Source organism: Ectothiorhodospira marina (assembly GCF_900109495.1).
GTDB lineage: Bacteria > Pseudomonadota > Gammaproteobacteria > Ectothiorhodospirales > Ectothiorhodospiraceae > Ectothiorhodospira > Ectothiorhodospira marina.
This window is the reverse complement of record NZ_FOAA01000008.1, coordinates 101,398-123,711: the sequence shown is the minus strand read 5'-3', so window position 1 is coordinate 123,711 and position 22,314 is coordinate 101,398. Positions and strand designations below refer to the sequence as shown.

Sequence of the window (22,314 nt, the reverse complement as noted above, 5' to 3'; positions counted from 1 at the left end):
CTGTTGCAAGGAAGAAAGGTGACAGACCCCTTTAGTCCGGTTCGGTGTTTTGTTCGGCCTCCAGGGTTTCGATCTCCTGGCGGATGGCTTCGTGTTCGGCGCGTTTGCGTTGCAGGAATTCTCGGGTGAGGCGGGCTTTGGGCACGCTACCGCCGGGGCGGGGTGCCTTGGGAGGCCCGTCCTGGGGTTTGGGTGGCTTGTTCAGGGGGTGAACAAGTTGGGAGTAGGGTAATGGTTGGGGGTGGGTGGGGCAAGGGGGTAGGGTGGATTCTGGCTGGACCTTCCCGTGGGAGCCGGCCTTGCCACTCACGTTAACGAAGGAGATATTCCTGCGGCGTCAACGCGGGCACTGGCGAAGCTGTGAAATCCTTGACGTTGCGTGTAACGATGCAGGCGCAAACGTGCAAATGCTTGAGTAGCCAGCTCATTGCCCGATCAGCTGCAGCCCGATCCGCATACCGTGCTACCAGGTAGTACACCGTGGTCGCGGCGTGTGCGCTGAGCGCACCCACTTCATCACCGCGAAGCAGTTTTTCCAAAACTGCTGCCGAAACACGGTAATGCGGCTCCCGCTTCTGCAAAACGTCCAGCAGAACGTTCAAGTCGAGCATGATCATGATCGATGCTTGTCGCTCAGGTGGTCGTGATACGCCTGTTCGGCATCAAGGTCAGGGGAGATCAGTCCGGTAATCGCTTCCAACTCGGCACTCGGTGTATGGCGTTCTAGAGCGCGAAGGCGACGCAAATGCCGATCGATTACCTCGGTCATGCTCATGCCATGTGCTTTGGCATAGGCTCGGGCGAACTCGACATCCTGTTTGGGCAGGCGAAAGGTCACCTTGGTGGTTTCCTGTTCCATACTTTCACCTCCTTGAGGTGTATGGCATACGTCGTGGAATTGTATGGCACGGGGCCGTCCGCATCCACTTCAGAGTGCTGCGGCCAGGTCGCGCTGGGTGAGCTGCGGGTTGTCCTGGAGCAGGCGCCGGAGGCGGTATTGGATGTCTTCGCGCTGCATGGGGGGTGTTTGGGCACGCTACCGCCGGGTCGGTACGCCTTGGGAGGCCCGACATGGGGGTGTTGGGTTGTGTCGTTCAGGGGGTGAACGAGAGGGGGCAGGGTAATGGGTTGTGGGGGGGGGAGGGCAAGGGGGTGTGTGCTACCCGAGAAAAGGGGTCTGTCCCCTTTTGCGCTCTGTGGGATCCGGGACTCCCTGTGGTATCCGAGCCCCCTATATGGGATCCAAGCCCCCTGTGGGAGCGGGCCTCGCCCGCGAAGGCGGCGGGCACAAAGCCTGGCCCGGGCGCTGCTGGCGCAGCGCATCGCCGGCAGGCCGGCTCCCACGGTGCCAGGCGGAAGGTCAGTTGGCAGGCCCTGGGAGCTGGGGCCTTTGGGAAAAGGGGTCTGTCCCCTTTTGAGTTGGATCCAAGCCCCCTGTGGGAGCGGGCCTCGCCCGCGAATGGCGGTGGGCACAAAACCCAAGGATAGCTCCTCGGATCGGGACCAGGCGGGATCTGGCAAACTATCAGCCAAACCCAACAGCCCGAGCCCACCCGATGAGTGATCTCCTCGACCCTACCAACGATTATGTGTTCAAGCGGCTGTTCGCTGAGGCGCCGGATTTGCTGGTGGACCTGATCAACGACCTGCGCCCGGATCTCCCGAACATTGCCAGCGTCGAGGTACTCAATCCCACCATCGAGCCCAGTGAGCTCACCGGCAAGTACATTATCCTGGATGTGCTGGCCCGCGATCGTCAGGGCCACTGCTACAATGTGGAGATTCAGGTTCGCCGCTATGGTGCCTGGCACAAGCGGGGGCTGTTCTACCTGGCCCGCACCCTGGGCACCCAGCTGAATGCGGGCGAAGACTATCAGGAGCTGCGTGCCTCGGTGGGGATTCACTTGCTGGACTTTGATCTGTTCATCGGCAGCGAGGCTGAGCGCCGGCAGGCGGTGTGGCGGTTCGAGATGCGGGATGAACGCCAGCCACAGGTGTCGCTGGGGAACATCCTGCAGATGAACCTGATCGAATTGAACAAGGCGGATCGTCTTGGCTTACCGGAAGGTCCGTTGCGGGCCTGGATCACCTTTTTCAAGCATTGGCGGGAGGAATTCATCATGGCCAAGGTTGTCCACGACCCGGTCCAGCGTGCCATGAGCCGCATCCGGGAGCTCAGTGCCGACGAGGAAGCGCAACGGCTGGCGTTTGTGCGGGAGCGTGCGCTGCGTGATGAAGTGTCGCTGCTGAGTGAAGCCCGGCGGGAGGGTGAGCAGAAGGGCCGGCATGAAAATGCTCGTGAAACCGCCATTAACCTGCTCAAGTTGGGTGCGCTCACTGAAGAGCAGATCGCTCAGACCACCGGTCTGTCCCTGGATGAAGTGAAGGCCCTGCAACTGGACCAGCCTCACTGAGGGATTTCCTGTTGGAGGTGGCTCCCGTGGGATCCGGGACTCTCTGTGGTATCCGAGCCCCCTATATGGGATCCAAGCCCCCTGTGGGAGCGGGCCTCGCCCGCGAAGGCGGCGGGCACAAAGCCTGGCCCGGGCGCTGCTGGCGCAGCGCATCGCCGGCAGGCCGGCTCCCAAGGGGGGGGATTTAGGGTGGCTTTTTTTGTGGGAGCGGGCCTTGCCCGCGAAAGGCGGTGGGCACAAAGCCTCGCCCGGGCGCTGCTGGCGCAGCGGTTCGCCGACAGGCCGGCTCCCACGCTCGGCGCCTGGCAACGGGTAGGTGCCACTTTTCCCACCCGAGACGATCGGGCTTATTCAGCCATCCAGCCAGCAGGCATCCCATAGGGAATAGGCGCCGATACTCTCCACAAGTCCTGCCCGCAAAGGGTTGGCTATCACATAGCGCGCCACCGCTATCACGTCCTCTTCCTTGCGCAAGGCGCGGTCATGAAAACCCTTTTGCCACAAGGGGCCAGACAATCCGCCGCCTGATCTCATCTGCCGTGTGGTGAGTGACTTGACCTTCTGGACCACCCTGGATAGGTCGGCACCGACTTTGAGTTGCATGAGCCAATGCGCATGATCCGGCATGACGACATAACACAGCGTTCTTGCCTCATGGCGGACGCTGATCAACGCGCCCACGAAAGTGCGACCGGCAGTGAGGGAGGTGAAATGCCGGTAACGCCGGTGGCATGTGAGGGTTACCAGATAGAGTCGCCCTGGTTCACTGAAACGTCCGAGCCGCAGGCGATGACTGTTTGCCGTCCTTGGCATGTTTTTCTCTCTTTGAAAGTCGGTGAGAGTGGGTGTCGTACCACAGAGGGGGAGCGTACATCAGCATAACCCACCTGTGGACGGGGCAGTCCTTTGTGGAATGAGTCTGCTGTGGGAGGTGGTCCCATGTGGAAGCGGGCTCGCCCGCGAAGGCGGCGGGCACATGGCTTGTGCCCGGGCGCTGCTGGCGCAGCGCATCGCCGGCAGGCCGGCTCCCACGGTGCCAGGCGGAAGGTCAGTTGGCAGGCCCTGGGAGTTGGGGCTTTTGGGAAAAAGGGGCTGTCCCCTTTTGAGTCGGATCCATGGGAAAAGGTGTCTGTCCCCTTTTGAAGGGTTTCACAGTTTAGGAATATTCAACTTGTATCGCTGTAGCGCATGTGGAGAATAACCCCTGTCGCCATTGATGGCAGTCACGGATGAACAGGCACTCAGTCATGGATGATCCATTGGATGGATCCTGCCGCGCGACATGGGCCCTGCCACATGGATTGTGGTGGGGCCTAACTTTTTTGCAATAGCAGAAAAGGTGACAGACCCCTTTACGCTATCCAACGGCTCAAAGCGCTGGACGGCCCGGGAGGACATTTACGGGATGATCAGGCCGGAACCGCCGGGGTTTCTGCGGGTCTACCAGCCGCAACCGCGCTATTATCTGGCGGATGAGTCCCGATTCAGCGACGAGGCGTTGGCCCAGCGTGATACGCCCCTGAGCGGGGTTTTCGGGGTGGAGAATGCTTCGAAGGACCTTGGGGCCCTGTACATCCGCCCGTGGCTGCCCAAGGCGTGTGTTGTCCATGACCCCTATCCCATTCCTTGGTGGAAGACTCAGGTGTTCTCCGGCGACTGCAATAGATCGCGGATGGGGGCCTGGATGGCCTTGAGTTCTTCAATGAAGCTGGAAGCGGTGGTCCGCGGAGCCTCAGCCTCAGGGGGTTGTGGCGCCGATTCGATCTCTTCGTCCGGGATTTCTATGCGGACGCGGATATCGTGGTGTTTCAGGCGTACCGGGGTGGTGAAGTGGATACGCCCTGAGCGGTAGATGGCTTCAAGTTGCATGGTTCATGTCTCGTGTTCTCGCATCCAAAGGGGATTCCCCTCAGGCCCGGCTGAGGGTGCCCCGTAGGGTGTAGCACGTTCCGAGGCGTCTTCGAAATCCGCCCAACCGAGTGCGTGTTGTACGGCACGGGGCCGTCCGCATCCAGGACGCACTCGGGGCCATTGTCTTGCGGGAGTTGCTGTGGATTAACCCGCCAGGGGCGATCCGCTCCAACACACGAATCACGCGGGGCACCGGTAGATTCAGATCGATCTCCACGGCCAGCGCCTCTCAGCGGAAAAGGTGCGGAAAAGGGCTCTGTCCCCTTTTGAAAGGCGGTGGGCACCTTGTCTGGCCCGGGCGCTGCTGGCGCGGCGCATCGCCGGCAGGCCGGCTCCCACGGTGCCAGCCAGGCGGAAGGTCAGTTGGCAGGCCTTGGGAGCTGGGGCCCTTTGGGAAAGGGTGACCGGAAAAGGTGTCTCCCCTTAATGGTCAATGTTTCATCGCGGTTCACGCTCGTCCGGCAAGTCATCCAGGACCGGTACCGGTTCACGACGAATGCGCCGCACCAGTCGTGGCAGGAAAATGGCCATGGCCAGTAGACCGATGGCGATCAGCACGGCTCCGGCATGACCAATCCAGACATACGCCAGTGCCCCAGGTGTACCTCCCTCATCAAACCTTGAAACGCCCCACGCGGTCTTGCAGATCCGCAGCCAGGCGGGCCAGCTCTTCGCTGGCGGCATTGATCTGCTCGGCGCCCGAGGCAGCATGCTCAATGCCATCGCTGATGTTGACCACGTTGCGGTTGACTTCTTCGGCCACGGCGGATTGTTCCTCGGCAGCACTGGCAATTTGGGCATTCATGTCATTGATGGTTCCTATGGAACGGTTGATGACTTGCAGGGACTCGCCTGCGCGAGCCGCTTGCTCCACGCCCGCGCGGGCCTTGCTGCGCCCTTCGCCCATGGATTTGACCGCGGTTGCGGCACCAGACTGCAGGCGTTCGATCATCTCCTGCACCTCGTTAGTGGAAGCCTGGGTGCGGGAGGCCAAGGTGCGGACTTCATCGGCCACCACCGCAAAGCCTCTACCCTGCTCACCGGCCCGCGCGGCCTCGATGGCCGCATTCAGAGCCAGTAGATTGGTCTGTTCGGCGATGCCCCGGATGACATCGAGGATCTTGCCGATCTCATCGCTGTCTGCCGAGACCGTGCCAATGACCTCGGCGGATTCTTCCACCTGCCGGGCCAGCGCCTGAATGGTTTCGATGGTCCGCTCGACCTCCTGCGTCCCTTCCCTGGACTGCTCATCGGTGTTTCGTGTGGTGCTGGCTGCCTCGGTAGCATTGCGAGCCACTTCCTGAACCGTGGCTGCCATCTCATTCATGGCGGTGGCCACCTGCTCCACTTCTGCCTGCTGATTGCGCACCTGTTGACGCGTCTCACTACTGGTGGCAGACAATTCTTCGGCCGCTGCCGCCAATTGCGCGGAGGCCCCTACCATCTGCTTCACCAGTCCGTGTACGCGCTCGGCAAAGCCGTTGAAGGCACGGGACAGGTCCGCCACCTCATCTCGCCCCTGCGCCGGCAGGCGCTGGGTGAGATCTCCGTCCCCCTCGGCGATGGATTGCAGGTGAGCGGTTGTGTTCTTTAGAGGTGTGACGATGGCCCGGGTCAATAGCCAGCCCAGCAGCACAGCCAGTGCCAGGGCCACCAGGGCGGCGATGCTCATGCTGGTGGTGGATGCGGTGGCGGTGCGCTCAGCCTGAGCACTCACCGCCTCCCGTTGCTGTGCAAGCCCGGCACCCAGATCACTCAGCAATCCGCGAAGTGTTTCCAGATGGCCCAGGGTCGGTCCCCGATAGATCTCCAGACCCCGTTCACGATCGCCGTTTTCCACGGCGCGCAGGATGCGGATAGCGGTCTGATGCAGTTCCCTGTGGGGCTGCTCAATGGCGTCGAAGGTGCGACGAAACTCCCCGGGCGCCTGCTGATAGGCATCGCTGTTGCGAAAGCGGTAATACCACTGCCCAAAATCACACTGGGTGTAGTCCAGTTGCCCTTGAAACTCGGAGCCCAATACGAAGACGTTGGCCAAGTCATTCACCCAGGCCAGGTGATCCACCTCCTTTTGCACCTGGAAGATGGCCTGTTCGTAAGTGTCAGCCATACGCGCCTGGGCGTCGCCCATTCGATTCAGGCCATTCCATCCAATCACGGCAATCACCAGCAAGATCAGAAGAACGATAGCAAACGAGCCGGCCAGTTTACGGCCGATGGTCAGGGAGGACAGCATGGCTGAGGATCCGTATTGGGTGCGCCAAGCACATTCTATTCGGTTTCATTGTCTATCGGCATGATGAGTTGCCTCTTGAGCACTCGCATCCTGGTCGCGCGCTGTTACTGTGATCAACTCGTTACGATCCGGATTGAGGGGGTTGCCATGGGCAGGCAGTAGGCTGCCTTAGCCTGGCCGGCGTTGTGTCATCCGTGTGATCAGTGCATCGCCCAGGCGAAAGCACACCAGGCCTACCAGGACGGTGACACTGGCGAGTACCTCGGGGCGATCTCCCCGGTCCACCAGAGCAAAATGCCACAGACCGCCCGCCGCAGAGAGATACGCGAGGCGATGCAACCACCGCCAGCGGTGCAGCCCCAGGAGTGTCTGGGCGCGGCGTACCGAGGTGAGCACCAGGGGAATGAGCAGCAGCAGACTGATCATTCCTAACTGCAGGTGGAGCATGCGGCTGATCTCCTCGAAGATGAAGTCCCAGAGCCAGGCCTGTTCCAGGCCAAGCCAGACCAATAGGTGCAGGCTCAGGTAGGTAAAGGCCCAAAGACCCATCGGCCGGCGCACGACCATGAAGGCTGTCCATCCGGTCAGGCGGAACGCCGGCCCCAGGGCCAGGGTGGCCAGCAGCCAGTAGAGCCCCCAGCGGCCCAGGTAATGCAGCAGGGCTTCTTCCGGCAATACACCCAGATGATCGGCATGCCAGGCCCAGAGCAGCCAGGCCAGTGGAGTTGCCGCGGCAGCCAGTACCCCCAGGCGCGCCAGGGTATGCCAGGGGAGGGAAGGGGGGCGTGGTTCCCGCATCAAAAATGTTTCTCCAGATCCATGCCAGTGTACAGGGAGGCGACCTGGGCCTCGTAGCCGTTGAACATCTCGGTACGGCGTCGCCCGCGCTCACCCAGGCGACGTTCCGTGGCCTGGTGCCAGCGAGGATGTCGCACGTTCGGGTTCACGTTGGCATAAAAGCCATATTCCCGGGGTTGGCTGGCCTCCCAGGAACCCACTGGCCGGTCTTCCACCAGGCGGATGGAGACAATGGATTTGATGCTCTTGAAACCGTATTTCCAGGGCACCACCAGGCGCAGTGGTGCGCCGTTCTGGTTGGGCAGCACCTCGCCATACATGCCCACTGCCAGCAGGGTCAGCGGATGCATGGCCTCGTCCAGGCGCAGACCCTCCCGATAGGGCCAGTCGAGGATGTCCCGGCGTTGGCCCGGCATCTGCTCAGGGTCGTGCAGCGTCTCGAATGCCACGAAGCGGGCCCGGGAGGTGGGCTCGAAACGCCGCAGCAGATCCCTCAGGGGAAAACCCACCCAGGGGATCACCATGGACCAGGCCTCCACGCAGCGCAGCCGGTAGATACGCTCCTCCAGATCATGGGGTTTGAGAATATCCTCCAGGGGGTAGGTTCCAGGCCGTCTTACTTCGCCTTCAATGCTCACCGACCAGGGATCGGTACGCAGTTGCTGGGCATGCCTTTTGGGGTCTTCCTTGCCTGTGCCGAACTCAAAGAAATTGTTGTAACTCGTGGCTGTTTCCCGGTCGGTGAGGGTTTCGTCAGTGCCCAGGCGCCCGGGCTCGGCTTCGGACACCTGGTCCCGCCAGGCCAGGGCGCTGGCCGGGAATAAGCCGGGTAGGGCAGTGGCGCCCAGCACGGCGGCTGCTTGTTTCATGAATCGCCTGCGCCGGGCATAAACGTCCCGGGGCGTGATCTCATGACTGGGCGGGATGGGGTAGCGGTAACGGGCCATGAGAGGCACCTCTCACATTGGAATGTGCGGTTGGTTGATCAGGCTCATGGCTTTGACCATAAGTCAGCGCTTAGGTTGAGCATGCCCGGCGTTCATCGCACAAAGAGTTTAGAGTCAGTCTAACCAAGCTGACCGATCATGCGCCTCCAAGGCCGAGGGTTGATCAGGAGCAGCAGTGGCCCCTGGCGATCTTCAGCCTGAGCCGGGGCCAGGCCATTCCCCGAAACTGTCTCTAAGCGGTTACACTTTCGGGATGAATCTGGATACAGGGAAGCCCATGCAATCCACCATCCTGATTGTGGATGACGAGCCTACCAATCTGGCATTGCTGACTGAACTGCTCCGTCCGCATTATCGGGTGCGGGCGGCTCAGTCCGGTCACCATGCCCTGCGTGCGGTGCGCGTGGATCCGCGACCGGATCTCATCCTGCTGGATGTGGTGATGCCGGAACTGGACGGCTATGGGGTGCTCCGGGAATTGCGGTCCCATCCTGATACCCGCGGGGTTCCGGTCATCTTCCTGACGGCCCTGTCGGATTCCAGGGACGAGGAACAGGGTCTCGAGGCCGGCGCCTGCGACTACATCACCAAGCCCATCAATGCGGCGGTGCTCAGGGCTCGGGTGCGGACCCAACTGGATGTAAAGCGGGCTCAGGCATTCCTCCAGGATAAGAATGCCTTTCTGGAGAGTGAGATTGCCCGGCGCATGGCCGAGCATGAACTGGCTCAGCAGGTGGGGATTCGCGCCCTGGCGCACCTGGCTGAAACCCGGGATCCGGAGACTGGCAACCATATTCTGCGCACTCAATTCTATGTGCGAATGCTGTCCGAGCATTTGAGTCACCATCCCCGGTTCCGGCATGTTCTCAGCCCCGCCCATATCGACCTGCTGGCCAAGTCTGCCCCCCTGCACGATATCGGCAAGGTGGGCATTCCTGACGCCATTCTCTGCAAACCTGGTCCTTTGACCGCAGAGGAATGGAGCATCATGAAGACCCACGCCCGTCTGGGATTTGATGCCATTGAACGGGCTGAGGCCGATGTGGACAAGCCGGTCCCCTTTCTCATGCTAGCCAAGGAGATTGCCCGCTGGCACCATGAGAAATACGACGGCAGCGGTTATCCGGATGGGCTCAGCGGCGGAGACATTCCGGTGTCCGCGCGTATCATGGCCGTGGCGGATGTCTTCGATGCCATGACCTCCCCCCGGGTGTACAAGCCGGCCATGCCTCTGGAAAAGGCTCGCGAACTGATTGTTCAGGGGAAGGGCTCGCAATTTGATCCGGATGTCACCGAGTGTTTTCTGGCCATTTTTGATCAGTTTGTTGCCGTGGCGCGCCGCCACCCGGATACCGTTCCTTGCTGAGGCACGCCGCTTTGCATGATCCGCGATAGTGCCTGCCCCCTTGCCCTTTCATTGCGGAGTCTGATCCGATGACCACTCCTTGCGGGGATTCCAGTGCCCGTCTCCGCGAGCGGGAAGAGCTCCTGGGGCAGTTCATCGAGCATGCTCCGGCCGCACTGGCCATGTTCGATAATCGCATGTGCTACCTGGCCACCAGCCGCCGCTGGCGGGAAACCTATGGTCGGGGCAATCAGGAAGTGCCGGGTACCTGTCATTACGATGTCTTCCCCGAGATCGGTCCAGGGTGGCGCGAGGTCCATCGCCGCGGACTGGGCGGAGAAGTCCTGCGGGCGGAGGAGGATTGCTTTGAGCGCGCCGATGGGGTGGTGCAGTGGCTGCGCTGGGAGGTGCGTCCCTGGTACCGGGCGGGCGGTGACGTGGGGGGCATCATGATCCTCTCCGAAGATATCTCCGAGCGCCACGAAAACGCCCTCATGCTCCGCCTTCAGGCGCGCCGTGCCGAAGCGATGCTGGCCATGCCCCGGGAGGCGGAGGCCCAGGGCGAGGCAGGCCTGATGCAAGTTGGTCTGGAGGCAGCCGAGGACCTCACGGACAGTCATGTGGGCTTCATTCGGTTTCTTCACGACTCTTCAGCCGGGGGTGAACGGATGGCCTGGTCTCGCCGTGATGTGGACGAGGACGGCAACGTCACCCTTCAGCGTTTTTGTCCTCTGGATGGTGGACGGGCTTGGGCTCACGTCTTGCGTGACACCGCCCCCCTGACGATCAATGATGCCCCGGCCCTGGCGGAACGTCTTCACGGGGGGCAGGACTATCCTGCGTTCACGCGTCTATCGACGGTGCCCGTGCTCGAGGAGGGACGGGTGGTGATGGTCCTCGGCGTGGGCAATAAATCACAGAATTACACCCCCATGGATGTGGAAACCTTACGCCTGATGGCCGAGCAGATCTGGCATCTGGTGCAGCGGCGTCGTACCGAGGCCGAATTGCGGCAACACCGGGATCATCTGGAAACGCTTGTCCAAACCCGCACCACTCAACTGGAAGAGGCGCGGCAGCGGGCCGAGGAGGCCAACCGCGCCAAGAGTGCCTTTCTGGCCAACATGACTCACGAAATACGCACGCCTTTGAATGCCATTGTCGGCCTGGTGCACCTGTTGCGCACCGGCGAAAAGGCCGCTGGGCAAGATGAAAAGCTACAGAAAGTGGACAGCGCCGCCAAACACCTGCTGTCCATCATCAGTGACATCCTGGATATCTCCAAGATCGAGGCGGGCCGCTTTGTTCTGGAAACCAGGGATTTTCATCTATCGGCCGTGCTGGATCATGTGGCTTCGGTGATCTCTGAGGCGGCCCAGGCCAAGGGATTGCTGTTGGAAACCGATGCTGAATCCGTGCCCCAGTGGTTGCGCGGCGATCCGGCCCGGTTGCGCCAGGCCTTGCTCAACCTGGCAGGGAATGCCATCAAGTTCACCGAGCATGGCAGCATTCATCTGCATGCGCGTCTCATGGGGGAGGATGCGCATGGCCTGAGGGTGCGCTTTGAGGTGCGTGATACGGGCGTGGGGATTGCCGCGGAGCACCGTGATCAACTCTTCGAGGCCTTTCGACAGGCGGATACCTCCATCACGCGACGCTACGGCGGCACCGGTCTGGGGCTGGTGGTCACCCGGCGCCTGGCAGAACTGATGAACGGCAGTGTGGGGCTGGAGAGCGAGGAGGGGCAGGGCAGTCTGTTCTGGTTCGAGGTGGCCCTTGAACGCAGTCGGGGTGAGCGGGCGCAGCCTGTTCGGTTCCCGCTGCTTGCCCCGGCGCCCGGGCCTGCGCCCGAGGCCTTCAAGGCTCATGCCGGCGCACGTGTACTGGTGGTGGAGGATAATCCGATCAACCGAGAGGTGGCACTGGAACTCCTGCAGCGGGTGGGCCTTGTCGTGGACACAGCCGAGGATGGCCGGGCTGCCCTGGCCATGGCTCGGGGGGTGCACTATGACCTGATTCTCATGGATGTGCAGATGCCACGCATGGATGGTCTCACCGCCACGCGGCGCATGCGCGCACTGCCTCAGGGGGGCAATACCCCGATCCTGGCCATGACGGCCAACGTGTTTGCCGAGGATCGTCTTGCCGCCCTGGAGGCTGGCATGAACGATTTCATACCCAAGCCTGTGGAGCCCGATGCCCTGTATCGGGTGCTTTTGAGGTGGCTGGGAGACAAGGATATCGCAACTCACTCATCTCCCTCAGGGGCAACGCCACCGGCGAGTGGATACGAGACCGGCGGGCATGTTCATGGGTTTCGGATGCCCCGTGGGCTGGAGGTGGACACCGCCCGTCGGCTCGACAGCGCAAGGCTTGTACCGTTATTTCTGGAATATCATCAGGAGGATGCGAACAAGCTGAGGGAGATGGGGGCGCGGGGGGATTGGCAGGGCGTCAAGCGCCGCGCCCATTCGCTCAAGGGTGCCGCCGGCAACCTGGGCGTGGGGCGTATTGCCACCATGGCGCGCAGCCTGGAAAAGGTAGGGGGCGATCCGGGGAGCCTGGAAGACTTCATTGGCTTGTGCGAGCAACTGCAAGTGGAACTGGATCAACTGGTGCGCGAGGTGGAGGGCGAGCACCGCACTTCGGAGTCCGGCCGGGCGGTGGCGGTCGGGCTGTCGGCTGACGAGGCACGGACGGTGCTGAGACGCATGGAGGCACTGCTGGCCTGCGATGACACTGCCGTCATCGATCTGTTCGAGCAATACCGGGAGACGCTGGCGCCCCACTTGGGAGGTCGATACTCGGCTCTGACCCGCAGTGTGGAAGGTTTCGATTATCCTGGCGCACTGAGCATCGTGCGCCTCTGCCGCCAGGCTCTGTCATGAGGAATGGGGTTCTGGGAAAAAGGCTTCAGGGAATGGTGCGGATGCCGATAAAACCCACATGCGCTCCGCTCAACGGCCCGGGCGAGCCCCATGGTGCGAGCCTCAAAGCACAGATATCCGGAGAATGACAAGTGCTCAAGAATATCAGTCTTAAAGTGCGTTTGATCGTGGTGATCGCTTTCCTTTCGGCCCTGTTGATGGTGATCGGAGGCATGGGGTTGGCTGGAATGCAGGCTGCCAACGGTGGTCTGGAGACCGTCTATGAAGATCGACTGATCCCCTCGCAACAGATTGCCGAGATCGAGAGCCTGATGCAGGCCAATATCATTCAACTCAATCTGGCGGCCATGCATGATCCCCGCCTGGAAGAGAGCCGTCTGCACGATCATCCCATTGGTCTGCATACCAATGCGGTACGCGATAACATCAGTCGCATCGACCAGATATGGAATACCTACATGGAGACGTTCCTCACCCCCGAGGAGGAACGCCTGGCACAGCAGTTTGTGGACCGGCGCGGGCGTTTCGTGCGCGAGGGCCTGCTGCAAAGCGTGGAACTCTTCGAGCAGGGGCAATACGCCGAAGGGAACATGCGCATGGTCGAGGTGACCAATCCGCTGTTCGGCGAGGCGGTGGAGTCGGCCCGGGCACTGCTGGAACTGCAGCGTACCGTGGGCAGCCAGGAGTTCGAATCAGCAGTGGCCGCCTACGAAACCACCCGCAATCTGGCCGTGATCATGATCGTGGGGGGCGTACTCATCTCGGCCCTCATGGGCTTCCTGTTGATCCGCGCCATCGTCACGCCGCTGAACCGGGCCGTGGGGTATTTCGATGCCATTTCGCACGGCAATCTGGATAACGAGATCGTCATCACCAACCATGACGAAGTGGGCAAGGTGCTGGGTAACCTTGCTGAGATGCAGAGCAAGCTGAAGGCGGATATCACGGAAACCCGTCGGGTTGCCGCGGAGAATCTGCGTGTGCGCTTCGCCCTGGACAGTGTGTCCTCCAGTGTGATGGTGGCGGCGCCGGATATGGAAATCATCTACACCAATGCAGCCCTGAACGACATGTTCCGGGTCGCCAGCCGGCAAATCCAGACGGAGTTGCCCGGTTTCGACGCGGATGCCTTGCTGGGCGCGCACATTGATGTCTTCCGCGACAAACTGGGTCAGTCTCGCCAGCAAATGGAAAACAGCAACGTCAGCGTGAGTACGGAGTTGAATATCGGCGGACGGATATTCAGCCTGACCGCGAACCCGATTTCCAATGACGAAGGTCAGCGGGTGGGCACCGTGATGGAATGGGCCGATCGCACCAGTGAGGTGCAGGTGGAGAAGCAGGTCACCTCATTGGTGGAAGGCGCCGTCAAGGGGGACTTCTCTCGCCGCGTGGCCACCGAGGAACTTGACGGGTTTTTCGAACGCCTTGGACTGGGGGTGAACAACCTGATGGAAAAGACGTCCGTTGGCCTGGCCGAAGTGGCGGGCGTCTTGAATGCTGTTTCCAAGGGTGATCTGACCCGACAAGTGACGGGTGAGTACGAGGGTACCTTCGGTGACCTCAAAGACGACACCAACAAGACGGTCGCCAGCCTTCAGGATCTCATTGGCCAGATCAAGGATTCCGTGGATGCCATCAATACCGCTTCGCGGGAGATTGCCGTGGGCAATACGGATCTCTCCCAGCGCACGGAGGAGCAGGCGTCCAGTCTGGAGGAGACCGCTTCAAGCATGGAGGAGCTGACCTCCACGGTGAAACAGAACGCCGACAATGCGCGCCAGGCCAATGAGATGTCCAGCCAGGCCAGTGACGTGGCCCAAAGCGGCGGCGAAAAGGTACGCGAGGCGGTGGAGTCCATGAAGGAAATCACCTCAAGTTCCGAGAAAATCAGTGACATCATCACCGTGATTGATGGCATCGCCTTCCAGACCAATATCCTCGCCCTGAACGCCGCTGTGGAAGCCGCTCGCGCTGGAGAGCAGGGGCGTGGATTCGCGGTGGTGGCTGCCGAAGTGCGCAACCTGGCTCAGCGCTCCGCTTCAGCTGCGAAGGAAATCAAGGATCTGATTGCCGAAGATTCCGTAACGGTCGAGAGGGGTAGCAGGCTGGTGCTGGAGGCAGGAGATGCCATGGACGAGATGGTCTCTCAGGTGAAGCGTGTCTCTGATCTCATCAGCGAGATCGCCGCCGCCTCGGATGAGCAGAGCACGGGTATCGAGCAGGTGAATAGTGCCGTCACCCAGATGGACGACGTGACCCAGCAGAATGCCTCGCTGGTGGAGGAGGCCGCGGCAGCGGCGGAGTCCCTGGAGGAGCAGGCCCAGAGCCTGGCACGGGCGGTGAGTGTTTTCCGGGTGGATGCACTGGGGAGTGGCGGTGGTTTGATGGGCCGGACGGGCCCCTCGCCGGCACTTCCGAGGCCCTGAGAGGGGATGTGCCCACCGCGCCCCTCATCCCCGGCCCTTCTCCCCGAAGGGGAGAAGGGAGTGCTAGAGAGGATAGGCCTGTCGCCTTAAAGCCCCTCCCCCCGAAGGGGAGAAGGGAGTGTTAGAGAGGATAGGCCTGTCGCCTTAAAGTCCCTCTCCCCGAAGGGGAGAAGGGAGTGTTAGAGAGGATAGGCCTGTCGCCTTAAAGCCCCTCCCCCCGAAGGGGAGAGGGGAGTGTTAGAGAGGATAGGCCTGTCGCCTTAAAGCCCCTCCCCCCGAAGGGGAGAGGGGAGTGTTAGAGAGGATAGGCCTGTCGCCTTAAAGCCCCTCCCCCCGAAGGGGAGAGGGGAGTGTTAGAGAGGATAGGCCTGTCGCCTTAAAGTCCCTCTCCCCTTCGGGGAGAGGGGTTGGGGTGAGGGGTGCTTAGGCCAGCACGTGACTTATCGGGCCCCCATCTGCTTCTCCAGTTTGGCCCAGGTATCCCGCAAGGTGACTGCCCGATTGAACACCGGTCTTTCCGGCGTGCCGTCCGGGTCCGGCACGAAATACCCCAGGCGTTCGAACTGAAAACACTCACCCGGCCGGGCCTTGGCGGCGGCGGGCTCCAAGCGGGCATTTTCCAGCGTGACCAGGGATTCGGGGTTGATGTGCTCGACGAAATCCTTGTCCTTGTCACCTGCCGGATGGGGCACCTGAAATAGCCGGTCGTACAGGCGTACCTGGGCGGGCACGGAGTGCGCTGCCGAGACCCAGTGGATGGTCCCCTTCACCTTGCGATCCGCCCCGGGCTGACCGGAGCGGGTTTCCGGGTCCAGGCTGCAACGCAGTTCCACCACCTCGCCGGCCTCGTCCTTGATCACCTCGTCACAGCGGATGATGAAGGCGTTGCGCAGGCGCACCTCGCCACCCGGTTTGAGCCGGAAGAACTTCTTGGGGGCCTCCTCCATGAAGTCATCCGCCTCGATGTAGATCTCCCGGGTCATGGCCACCTGGCGCGTGCCCATCTCCAGTTTCTGGGGATGCACTGCGGCCTCCAGCCACTCCGTTTCGCCCTCGGGGAAGTTGGTCAGCACCAGCTTCAGTGGCTTGAGCACGGCCATGGTGCGCGGGGCACTCTCGTTCAGGTCATTGCGCAGGGCATTTTCCAGTACACCGAAGGGGATGATGGAATCCGCCTTGGTGACCCCGATTTCCTGGCAGAACTGGCGAATCGACTGGGGCGTGAAGCCTCGGCGACGGATGCCGGCCAGGGTGGGCAGACGCGGATCATCCCAACCTTGCACGTAGCCCTCGTCCACCAGGCGGGTGAGACGTCGCTTGGAGAGAACGGTGAAATCCAGGTTCAGCCGGGAGAATTCGATTTGTATCGGGCGCGAGGGCACCGGCAGGTGCTCCAGCAGCCAGTCGTAGAGGGGGCGGTGGTCCTCGAACTCCAGGGTGCACAGGGAATGGGTGACATGCTCGATGGCATCACTCTGCCCGTGGGCGAAGTCGTAGCTGGGGTAGATGCACCACTGGTCACCGGTGCGCGGGTGAGTGAGCCGGCGGATGCGGTAGATCACCGGGTCGCGCAGGTTGATATTGCCGGAGGCCATGTCGATGCGTGCCCGCAGCACATGGGCGCTGTCGGCAAATTCGCCGGCACGCATGCGCTCGAACAGATCGCGGCTCTCCTCCGGGGGTCGGTCGCGAAAGGGGCTCTCGGTACCTGGTTCGGTGAGCGTGCCGCGCTGCTGGCGGATGGTGTCGGCGTCCTGGCTGTCCACGTAGGCCAGGCCGTGATCGATCAGGTACAGGGCCCACTCATAGAGTTGCTCGAAGTAATCGGAGGCATGACGCTCGTGTTTCCAGGTGTAGCCCAGCCAGCGGACGTCTTCCTTGATGGCATCGATATACCGCTGCTCTTCCTTGGCCGGGTTGGTGTCGTCAAAGCGCAGATTGGTGTGGCCCCCGAACTCCTCGCCCATGCTGAAGTTCAGGGCGATGGACTTGGCGTGACCCAGGTGCAGGTAGCCGTTGGGCTCTGGCGGGAAGCGGGTGATCACCTGCTGGCAGTGTCCGGCCTCCAGTTCCTTGCGGATACGGTTGCGGATGAAGTGGCTGGGGGCCTGGGGTTCGGATGTGGTCATGGGGTCCGGTGCGCTATGAATAAGTCAGCGCCGGATTATAAGTGTCCGGCCAACCGGGAGCCAGCGTGGGCCATTCGTGTACGCGTTTTCCCAGGGCGCACGGCTCCCCTTTTCGACCGACTCGACGGACTCTCCGCCGAGCCGGTTTTTTGACTCATCCATAGCTTTGCGTGTGGGTGGGCATTGATCAAGTGGCTACCGCCTCTATACTTGGGCTGTTTCGGGGGGATCCTGCCCCTGGTCCAGGAGCATGCCCATGGGTGGCCATACGCGGGAATCCCCACTCGCAAAACAATCCAGATCCCGTTCCGCGTTGCGGACTGCCTTTTCCCTTCGGTGGCTGATTGGCATCCCTGTGGTGCTGATCACCGTCCTTTCCGCTGGCTTCGTGGCCTGGCTGGCGATTGCGGACGGGCGGGATGCGGTGAACGATATTGCCCGGCAACTGCGTACCGACATACTCACGCGGGTGGAGGATCAGCTCACCCACTACCTGGGCATTCCTGCACAGGTCAATGAAGATAATGCGCGGGCATTGCGCAGCGGGATCCTGGATCTGGATGACCCCACCCTCGTGCAGCGTTATTTCCATGGTGTGATCGAAAGCCAGCCATCGCTGGCTTATTCCTTTTTTGGTACCCCTGAGGGCGAGTTCTACGGGGCGCGTCGGACAGCCGATGGCAGTGTACAGGTGGTGCGCGCGGGGAAAGTGACCGGGGGCGATTCCCATAATTTCTCCACCAACGACTTGGGCGATGCCCTGGAACTGAAGCAGGTCTACCCGAACTTTGATCCCCGCACCCGCCCTTGGTACCAGGCTGGCGTAGCCGCCGGACGTTCCACCTGGACCCCCATCTACCGACACTTTGTCATCCACGACCTGGCCCTGACCGCCTCCCGGCCCCACTATGACGCCGATGGAGAGTTGCTGGGGGTGTTTGCCGTGGACTATGTTCTCACCCAAATCCATGATTTTCTGCGCTCCCTGGATTTGACGCCGAATGCTCAGGTGTTCGTCATGCAGGGTGATGGTCATCTGGTGGCGGCCTCCACGGCCCCGAAAGGGGGCTTTTTTGAGGAGGTACAAGGCCAGTTCCTGCCCATCCCCGCGGCGGAGTCGGGGGTGGCCTCTGTTGAGGCAGCGGTCGGGTTGCTGCAGCAGCGCCCGGGTGGGTTGGTATCCATATTCGAGGACGAATTCCTGAGCTTTTCCCTGGACGGAGAAACGAAGTACCTTCAGCTCAGGCCGTTCTCTCCCGCTCCGGGGCTGGATTGGCTTTTGGCGGTGGTGGTGCCGGAAAAGGACTTCATGAGCGGGATTCAGGATCAGACCCGTGCCACCCTGACGATCATCGCAGCCGTGCTTTTGCTGGCGGGGTGGCTGGGGTTCGTGATGGCCGGTCGCCTGGCCGCGCCCATGGAGCGTCTGGGGCACGACGCTGATGAACTCGCCAGGGGGCAATGGGACCGCAAACCGCGTCGCACCCCGATCCGTGAATACAATCGACTGGACCGGGCCTTCCAGGCCATGGCCCGGCAGTTGCGGGATCAGTTTCAACGTCTTCAGGAGCAGTCCGCGGAGATTCAGGAGCAGAATCGCCAGCTCGAGCAGCGCGTGGCGGAACGTACGGCGGAACTGAGCCGCACCACCAGCCGGCTGCGTGCCTTCTTTGAGAATATCCCGGGCTACATTGTCATTATTGATCGGGATTACCGCATCGTCAGTGTCAGTCAGAGCTTGTTGGAGGTATTCGGCATCGACGATCTGGAAAAGGTACTCCATCAACCCTGCTATCAACTGGCCTGGGAACAGTCTGGTCCCTGCGTACAGTGTGCACTGGAAGTCTGTTTCCAAACCGGGGAACCCGTGGTGCGCTACTCAACGCCTGCCGAGGAGGCCAGATTTGGGGGCCGTTCCATGCAGATCTTCAATGGTCCCATCCTGGACGATCAGGGGGAGATCATTGGCGGCATGGTCTACTACTCGGATGTGACCGATCTGCGTGTCCTTGAACGTCAGTTGATCGCGGCACGGGAGGTGGCCGAGGCGGCCAATCAGGCCAAGAGTGAGTTCCTGGCGCGCATGAGCCATGAAATCCGTACCCCCATGAATGCCATCCTGGGCCTCAGCGAATTGGTGATGCTGGAGGGGCTGGAGGGACAATCCCGTGAATTCATGCAGATCATCCAGCATTCGGCCCAGCACCTGCTGACGGTGATCAACGACATCCTGGATCTTTCCAAGATCGAGGCAGGACGCATGGAATTGTTGGTGGCGGATTTTGATCTGCACCTGGCACTGGAGCAGATGGTGGGTACTCTGCGGGTGTCTGCCCGCGAAAAGGGGCTGGAGTTGGTCATGGACCTGGCCCCCGATGTGCCTCGTTATCTGCGCGGTGACAGGCACCGCCTGGGACAGGTGCTCATCAACCTTGTGGGGAACGCCATCAAGTTCACCGCAGAGGGCGATATCCAGGTACGTGTCCGGCTTCTCGACACCATCGGAGCAGAGGTGGACATCGGCTTTGAGGTCATCGACACCGGCGAGGGTATACCGGAGGACCGCCAGGGAGAGATCTTCGATACCTTCACCCAGGTGGATGGATCGGCACGACGCCGGTACGGAGGCACTGGGCTGGGGCTGGCCATTACGCGGCAATTGGTGGAGAAAATGGGCGGGCGTATCCGCGTGGCCAGCCGACCCGGACAGGGCAGTGCCTTCCGCTTCAATGTGGTGCTTGAGTTGGGCGATCCGGAGAAGGTGCCCGTGACCGAGGACGCCCATTCGTTGGGGGCGACCGTGCCCCATCAGCCCCGTGCCTGGCGGACGCTGTTGGTGGAGGATACGCCTGCCAATGTGGTGGTGGCCGAACAGTTGCTCAAGCGTCTGGGTCATGAGGCCGTTGCGGTGACGGATGCCGAGTCTGCCTTCGAGCAACTTCTCTTTGAACACTTTGATCTGGTGCTGATGGATGTGGAAATGCCTGGGATGAACGGCTTTGAGGCCACCCGGCACATCCGTGACGGTGGCACCGGTGAAGCCAACCGGACGCTGCCCATCATCGGACTGACTGCCCATGCCCTCAGTGAGTACCGTGAGCGGGGGCTGGACGCGGGGATGGATGACTACATCTTCAAGCCCATCAGTCTTGGGGAGCTGGGGCGAACCATTGATCATGTCATGAGCCACTGCACCACGACGGCCTCGGCACGTTCAGATGTCTCGGAGCCGGCGCCCACCGCACCTGGCGTGGATCTGGGCGTGGATCTGGCACTGGTGATGCAGCGCCTGGGCGGGGATCGGGAACTGCTCATCGAGATCCTGCTCACCATTCTTCCGGACCTGCCTGAGAAGATGAGTGCACTGGCCCAGGCCCTGGATGACGCAGACGGCCACGCCGCTGCACGGATTGCGCACACCCTCAAGGGGCATCTGGGAACCATTGGCGCCCAGCGGGCAGCTGGGCAGATCGAGGCCCTGGAAACGCTGGTGCGTCGGGATCACCTCCAGCAGGCCTCAGCCTGGCTGGATGCCATCACGGCCGAACTGCGTCATGTCTACGATGGCATCCCCACCGCCCTCAAGGGGGTATTGGCGGGGATGCCGGGGGAGGATGCCGCCGTGCGTGATGGTCTGTCTCAGGTGGAGACGCTGGCGCGCGAGTTGCGTGCCGCGGGGGGGGGATCCGGCAATGCCTCAAACTCCAGGGGGGCGGCCTCTGGCTGATAGAGATAATCCCGGGTTTCGGGGACCACCCCGTGAAGTTTCGCCAACTGCACCTGGAATACCACCTGGCCCCAGTAGCGAAAACTGCCTTCGCAGGTGGCCAGGTAAAACTCCCACATGCGGCAGAATCGTTCATCAAAGTGTTCGGTGGCCTCATCCCGAATCACCTGAAAGCGCCGGTACCATTCGGCGAGGGTGTCGGCATAGTGCAGGCGCCATACGTCCACGTCGGTTGCCATCAATGGCGTTTTTTCCACCGCGGCAGCCACTTCCGACAGGGCTGGCGTGTAACCGCCCGGGAAGATATGTCGGGCCAGCCAGGCGTTGGTCTTGCCCGGTGGATCGACGCGGCCAATGGTGTGCAGCAAGGCCACCCCCTCGGGCTTGAGCAGGTCGTGCACGTGTTGAAAATAGCGCCGATAATAGGGTTGCCCCACGTGTTCGAACATGCCCACGCTAACGATTCGATCGTAACGGTTCCGGTGTTCCCGATAGTCCTGCAGGTGAAAACGCACCCGATCCGACAGTCCGCGACGTTCAGCCTCCGCACTGGCAGCGCGCAACTGTTCCCGGGACAGTGTGACGCCGTCCACCTGGACATTCGCCTGTTCCGCCAGATGAAAGGCCATGCTTCCCCAGCCGCTGCCAATGTCCAGGACACGCATGCCCGGCTGTAATAACAGTTTGCGGTGAATGATATTTGCCTTGGCCTGCTGGGCCTCTTCCAGGGTCATGTCGGGGCGGCTGAAATAGGCGCAGGAGTAGAACATGTCCTGGTCCAGAAAGCGTCGGAACAGCCATTCTTCCAGATCGTAGTGATGTGAAACGTTGCCGTAGCTGCGGGTGATGCGGTTGCCTTGCTCCCAGAGTCTGCGCAGCATGACGAAGGGCAGGCTGCGCCGTTTGCGGAACAGCGGCGCGAAGTTGCGCATCACCAGATGCACGAGCGGTCGCAACCCTTCAGGCCCTGGATCCCATCCGCCCTCCATGTAGGTTTCGCCGAAATTCAGGGCTGGATCCCAGGCGAGGCGTGTGAGCACCTTGCGATCGTGCACATGCAGATTGACCCGAGGTTTGCCGTGACCAAACTGCTTGCTGGAGCCATCGGGCAGGTGCAGTACAAGGGAACCCTCGCGCACCTGCCGATGCAGCTGTCGTTCAAGCCACATCGGTGTTGCCCTCCCTATGACGCTTCTGGTTGTCTTTCTGGTGAGTATAGTTCTGATCGACATAAGGACAATGCGTGCTGGGTCCTGAATTCCTTCGGGTGCCCGGCCTGACAGCGGATGGGCTGGCGTGAGAATATTGGAAACGATCTATCCATCCCGCCTCCAGGCAGCCGGATCCTTGAGCATGACCCAAACCGCAACGTGTCCCATCGTGATCCGGCAGACGCCGGAGATGCATCTGAAATCCCCACGGCACCTTGACAGCACACATCTGCCCCGAAAGATCAGGGTGTCCCGGGCCGCGGCCTGATCCATGGATAT

14 protein-coding genes and 2 pseudogenes are annotated in these 22,314 nt (G+C 61.6%); 5 read left to right on the top strand and 11 right to left on the bottom strand.

Annotated features, from left to right (window positions below; translation table 11 throughout):
- Window positions 1-31: 31 nt before the first annotated feature.
- The 3 genes and pseudogenes from BMY52_RS16020 to BMY52_RS08685 form a co-directional block, all read right to left on the bottom strand.
- Window positions 32-151 (bottom strand): annotated as a pseudogene (locus tag BMY52_RS16020) (MarR family EPS-associated transcriptional regulator); the annotation flags it as partial.
- 160 nt (window positions 152-311) lie between these two features.
- Window positions 312-617 (bottom strand): PIN domain-containing protein, encoded by a 306-nt coding sequence (locus tag BMY52_RS08690; protein WP_090253473.1) that lies wholly within the window; start codon window positions 615-617, stop codon window positions 312-314.
- On the bottom strand, window positions 614-859 hold the full coding sequence (locus BMY52_RS08685; protein ID WP_090253471.1) for a DUF6364 family protein: 246 nt from the start codon (window positions 857-859) through the stop codon (window positions 614-616). The genes BMY52_RS08690 and BMY52_RS08685 overlap by 4 nt, the downstream gene beginning before the upstream one ends.
- Window positions 860-1,556: 697 nt before the next feature.
- Here BMY52_RS08685 and BMY52_RS08675 point away from each other — a divergent pair.
- The gene (locus BMY52_RS08675) at window positions 1,557-2,414 is read left to right on the top strand and encodes an Rpn family recombination-promoting nuclease/putative transposase (RefSeq protein ID WP_090253467.1); all 858 of its coding nucleotides are present in this window, start codon (window positions 1,557-1,559) and stop codon (window positions 2,412-2,414) included.
- Between the two features lie 351 nt (window positions 2,415-2,765).
- Here BMY52_RS08675 and BMY52_RS08670 read toward each other — a convergent pair whose 3' ends face one another.
- From BMY52_RS08670 to msrP, 6 genes and pseudogenes are all read right to left on the bottom strand, one after another.
- Window positions 2,766-3,227: an REP-associated tyrosine transposase gene (locus BMY52_RS08670; protein WP_090253466.1), complete on the bottom strand. Its 462-nt coding sequence runs from the start codon at window positions 3,225-3,227 to the stop codon at window positions 2,766-2,768.
- A gap of 825 nt (window positions 3,228-4,052) precedes the next feature.
- Entirely contained in the window at window positions 4,053-4,283 is a 231-nt protein-coding gene (locus BMY52_RS08665; RefSeq protein WP_090253465.1) for a hypothetical protein, read from the bottom strand.
- A 146-nt stretch (window positions 4,284-4,429) separates the two neighbouring features.
- Window positions 4,430-4,554 (bottom strand): annotated as a pseudogene (locus tag BMY52_RS15650) (IS3 family transposase); the annotation flags it as partial.
- A 384-nt stretch (window positions 4,555-4,938) separates the two neighbouring features.
- The gene (locus BMY52_RS08660) at window positions 4,939-6,561 is read right to left on the bottom strand and encodes a methyl-accepting chemotaxis protein (RefSeq protein WP_090253464.1); all 1,623 of its coding nucleotides are present in this window, start codon (window positions 6,559-6,561) and stop codon (window positions 4,939-4,941) included.
- A gap of 168 nt (window positions 6,562-6,729) precedes the next feature.
- On the bottom strand, window positions 6,730-7,359 hold the full coding sequence (locus BMY52_RS08655; RefSeq protein ID WP_090253462.1) for a protein-methionine-sulfoxide reductase heme-binding subunit MsrQ: 630 nt from the start codon (window positions 7,357-7,359) through the stop codon (window positions 6,730-6,732).
- On the bottom strand, window positions 7,359-8,315 hold the full coding sequence (msrP, locus tag BMY52_RS08650) for a protein-methionine-sulfoxide reductase catalytic subunit MsrP (protein WP_425429229.1): 957 nt from the start codon (window positions 8,313-8,315) through the stop codon (window positions 7,359-7,361). The genes BMY52_RS08655 and msrP overlap by 1 nt, the downstream gene beginning before the upstream one ends.
- A gap of 268 nt (window positions 8,316-8,583) precedes the next feature.
- Between msrP and BMY52_RS08645 the strand changes: the two genes are divergently transcribed.
- From BMY52_RS08645 to BMY52_RS15840, 3 genes are all read left to right on the top strand, one after another.
- Window positions 8,584-9,672, top strand: coding sequence for a response regulator (locus BMY52_RS08645; protein WP_090253460.1), 1,089 nt, complete (start codon window positions 8,584-8,586; stop codon window positions 9,670-9,672).
- Window positions 9,673-9,740: 68 nt separating this feature from the next.
- Complete coding sequence (locus tag BMY52_RS08640; RefSeq protein ID WP_090253458.1) at window positions 9,741-12,539, top strand: response regulator; 2,799 nt, start codon at window positions 9,741-9,743, stop codon at window positions 12,537-12,539.
- Window positions 12,540-12,670: 131 nt separating this feature from the next.
- On the top strand, window positions 12,671-14,968 hold the full coding sequence (locus BMY52_RS15840; protein WP_090253456.1) for a methyl-accepting chemotaxis protein: 2,298 nt from the start codon (window positions 12,671-12,673) through the stop codon (window positions 14,966-14,968).
- Between the two features lie 440 nt (window positions 14,969-15,408).
- Here BMY52_RS15840 and BMY52_RS08630 read toward each other — a convergent pair whose 3' ends face one another.
- Window positions 15,409-17,097 carry a glutamine--tRNA ligase/YqeY domain fusion protein gene (locus BMY52_RS08630; RefSeq protein WP_090253454.1) on the bottom strand — a complete coding sequence of 563 codons (1,689 nt, stop codon included), beginning with the start codon at window positions 17,095-17,097 and terminating at the stop codon, window positions 15,409-15,411.
- 358 nt (window positions 17,098-17,455) lie between these two features.
- On the opposite strand from BMY52_RS08630, the gene BMY52_RS08625 reads away from it, so the two are divergent.
- Window positions 17,456-20,824 carry an ATP-binding protein gene (locus BMY52_RS08625; protein ID WP_177169908.1) on the top strand — a complete coding sequence of 1,123 codons (3,369 nt, stop codon included), beginning with the start codon at window positions 17,456-17,458 and terminating at the stop codon, window positions 20,822-20,824.
- On the opposite strand, the gene BMY52_RS08620 is transcribed toward BMY52_RS08625, so the two are convergent.
- A complete protein-coding gene (locus BMY52_RS08620; protein ID WP_090253451.1) occupies window positions 20,737-21,993 on the bottom strand; it encodes an SAM-dependent methyltransferase in 1,257 nt (418 codons plus the stop codon). The genes BMY52_RS08625 and BMY52_RS08620 overlap by 88 nt on opposite strands.
- Between the last annotated feature and the right edge of the window lie 321 nt (window positions 21,994-22,314).

Coding starts and splice junctions, on each gene's coding strand:
- BMY52_RS08690 (WP_090253473.1), bottom strand. CDS start 617: ATGATCATGCTCGACTTGAACGTTCTGCTGGACGTTTTGCAGAAGCGG.
- BMY52_RS08685 (WP_090253471.1), bottom strand. CDS start 859: ATGGAACAGGAAACCACCAAGGTGACCTTTCGCCTGCCCAAACAGGAT.
- BMY52_RS08675 (WP_090253467.1), top strand. CDS start 1,557: ATGAGTGATCTCCTCGACCCTACCAACGATTATGTGTTCAAGCGGCTG.
- BMY52_RS08670 (WP_090253466.1), bottom strand. CDS start 3,227: ATGCCAAGGACGGCAAACAGTCATCGCCTGCGGCTCGGACGTTTCAGT.
- BMY52_RS08665 (WP_090253465.1), bottom strand. CDS start 4,283: ATGCAACTTGAAGCCATCTACCGCTCAGGGCGTATCCACTTCACCACC.
- BMY52_RS08660 (WP_090253464.1), bottom strand. CDS start 6,561: ATGCTGTCCTCCCTGACCATCGGCCGTAAACTGGCCGGCTCGTTTGCT.
- BMY52_RS08655 (WP_090253462.1), bottom strand. CDS start 7,359: ATGCGGGAACCACGCCCCCCTTCCCTCCCCTGGCATACCCTGGCGCGC.
- BMY52_RS08645 (WP_090253460.1), top strand. CDS start 8,584: ATGCAATCCACCATCCTGATTGTGGATGACGAGCCTACCAATCTGGCA.
- BMY52_RS08640 (WP_090253458.1), top strand. CDS start 9,741: ATGACCACTCCTTGCGGGGATTCCAGTGCCCGTCTCCGCGAGCGGGAA.
- BMY52_RS08630 (WP_090253454.1), bottom strand. CDS start 17,097: ATGACCACATCCGAACCCCAGGCCCCCAGCCACTTCATCCGCAACCGT.
- BMY52_RS08620 (WP_090253451.1), bottom strand. CDS start 21,993: ATGTGGCTTGAACGACAGCTGCATCGGCAGGTGCGCGAGGGTTCCCTT.